The 2,447-nt window shown below is 73.1% G+C and carries 2 protein-coding genes; both read right to left on the reverse strand.

Annotated features, from left to right (window positions below):
* Positions 1-28 precede the first annotated feature (28 nt).
* Positions 29-1,426 (reverse strand): mannitol dehydrogenase family protein, encoded by a 1,398-nt coding sequence (locus tag AB0M20_RS38220; RefSeq protein ID WP_364305768.1) that lies wholly within the window; start codon positions 1,424-1,426, stop codon positions 29-31.
* On the reverse strand, positions 1,414-2,447 hold a 1,034-nt coding region (locus tag AB0M20_RS38225), incomplete at its 5' end, for an enolase C-terminal domain-like protein (protein WP_364305770.1). The genes AB0M20_RS38225 and AB0M20_RS38220, both read right to left, overlap by 13 nt.

A 2,447-nucleotide genomic window follows, 5' to 3' on the forward strand; every position in this document is an offset into this window, starting at 1 on the left:
CCGACCAGCCCGACGAGCGGCGCGTCTTTCATGTCGCCGCTCCGGCCACGGTCGCCGCCACGCCGTGCTTGTCGAACGAGGCCAGCCACTCGTCGATCAGCCGGCGCACCACCTCGTCCTCGGCCAGCGACTGCGGGAACACCGCCCGCAGGGTCAGCAGGTCGGCCTGCCGTGCGCGGATCTCGTCGGCCAGCGGGTCGTCCAGCGGCAGCGGCGATCCGTCGTCGGCCCGCCCGCGCGTGTACCGCATCCAGGCGGCGACCATCATGGCTCCCCAGCGCGGCTCGGCGCCCGCGGCCCGCCGGTCCGCGATGGTGTGCAGCAGGCGTTGCGGCAGCTTCTGCGAGCCGTCCCTCGCGATCTGCACGGTCCGGTGCTCGATGGCCGGGTTGGCGAAGCGGTCGAGCACCTGCCGGCCGTATGCGCCTGCGGTGATCCCGTCCGGCGGGATGAGACTGGGCGCCACGTCCGCGACGAGGAACCGGCTCATCACCTCGCGCAGGCCGGGCATCTGGAGGGCGGCCGACACGGTCGGACAGCCGGCCAGCGCGCCCAGGTAGGCGATCCCGGAGTGCGTGCCGTTGAGCGCGCGCAACTTCAGGCGCTCCCAGGCGCTGGTGTCGTCGGTGAACGAGGCGCCGGCCAGGTCCCACGCCGGCCGCCCGCCTGGGAAGTCGTCCTCGATGACCCAGTTCGAGTACGGCTCGGCGTGCACCGCCGCCCGATCGGTGCAGCCGAGCGCGCGCTCCGCCACCGCCAGCACCGCCGGGGTGGTGGCCGGCACGATCCGGTCCGCCATGGTGCCGGGGAATGTGACCTGCTCGTTGATCCAGTCCAGCAGACCGGGCCGATCGTGGTGCATCACGGCCTGGCGGACGAGGTCGCGGGTGCGGCGGCCGTTGGACGGCACGGTGTCACAGCTCACCACGGCGATCGGCCCGGCGTCGGCCCTGCGCCGCGCGGCAAGCCCGCGGACCAGCAGCCCGGGCACGGTCCGCGGTGGCCGGTCGGTCTCCAGGTCGGCGGCAAGGTCGCCGGCCGCGAGCAGCCGACCGTCCACCGGGTCGAGGTGGTAGCCCTTCTCGGTGATGGTGAGCGTGACCACGCGGACCGCCGGGTCGGCGAGCCGGGCGACCACCGCGTCCGGATCGGCGGCCGCGCGGTGCACCTCGGAGAAGGCGCCGATGACCCGCGTCTCGTTTCCGCGCGCGGAAACCGACGTCACGCTGTAGAGCCGGTCCTGTGCCTGGAGGGCGGTCACCACGTCGGCGGACCGGGGGGCGACCGCGGCGATACCCCAGTCGCCGCCGGCCACGGCCATCGCGTCCTCGGTGTAGACCGCCTGATGAGCGCGGTGGAAGGCACCGAGCCCGAAGTGGACGATGCCGGTGCGGGGGGAGTCGCCGGTCCGGCTCAGGAGCGCCATGCCGGGCCGTCCGGGAAGGAGAACCGCGCGATCGAGGACGGGTGCATGGTGGCGCTGTAGCCGGGCTGCTCGGGCAGGAGGTAGCGGCCGTCGCGCGTGCGTACCGGATCGGCGAAGTGCTCGTGCAGGTGGTCGACGTACTCCACCATGCGGCCCTCCAGCGAGGTGCTGACCCGCAGGAAGTCGAACGCGAAGAGGTGCTGGACCAGCTCGCACAGCCCGACGCCGCCGGAGTGCGGGCACACCGGCACGCCGAACTTGGCCGCCAGCAACAGCTCCGCGAGTACCTCGGGGACGCCGCCGACCCGGCAGGCGTCGACCTGCATCACCCCGATCGCCTCGGCCTGCAACAGCTGCTTGAAGATCACCCGGTTCGCCGCCATCTCGCCGGTCGCGACCCGGATCGGCGCCACCGCCCGCTGCACCCGGGCGTGCCCGAGCACGTCGTCGGGATGCGTCGGCTCCTCGATCCAGTACGGGTCGACGACCGCCAGCCGAGCCATGTTCGCGATCGCCTCGTCGACGTCCCACACCTGGTTCGCGTCCATCATCAGCAGCGCGTCCGGTCCGATCTCGTCCCGGATCAGATGAGCACGCCGCACATCGTCCTCGATCGCGCCGCCCACCTTCATCTTCATCGCCCGCCACCCGTCCGCGTAGGCCGCGCGGGCCAGCGCGCGCACCTTCTCGTCCGGATACCCGAGCCAGCCCACGCTCGTGGTGTACGACGGCAGGCCACCGGACCGCAGTTGCGCCAGCCGCTCCGGCTGCCCCGCCACGCCCTTGTCCAGGATCGCGGCCGCCTCCCCGGGGCTGAGCGCGTCGGCGATGTGCCGGAAATCGATGCAGGCCACCAGATCCGCGGTCGGCATCTCGGCCAGCAACCGCCACAGCGGCACCCCGGCCTCCTTGGCGCGCAGATCCCACACCGCGTTCACCAGCGCGGCGGTGGCCAGGTGGATGACGCCCTTCTCGGGGCCCAGCCAGCGCAGCTGCGGATCCGCGGTCAGCGACCGCGAGA

The organism is Actinoplanes sp. NPDC051633, from assembly GCF_040681735.1.
In the GTDB taxonomy this organism is placed as follows: Bacteria; Actinomycetota; Actinomycetes; order Mycobacteriales; family Micromonosporaceae; genus Actinoplanes.

Bases quoted from the DNA above. Each gene is read 5' to 3' on its own strand.
- AB0M20_RS38220 (WP_364305768.1), bottom strand. From the start codon at position 1,426: ATGGCGCTCCTGAGCCGGACCGGCGACTCCCCCCGCACCGGCATCGTC.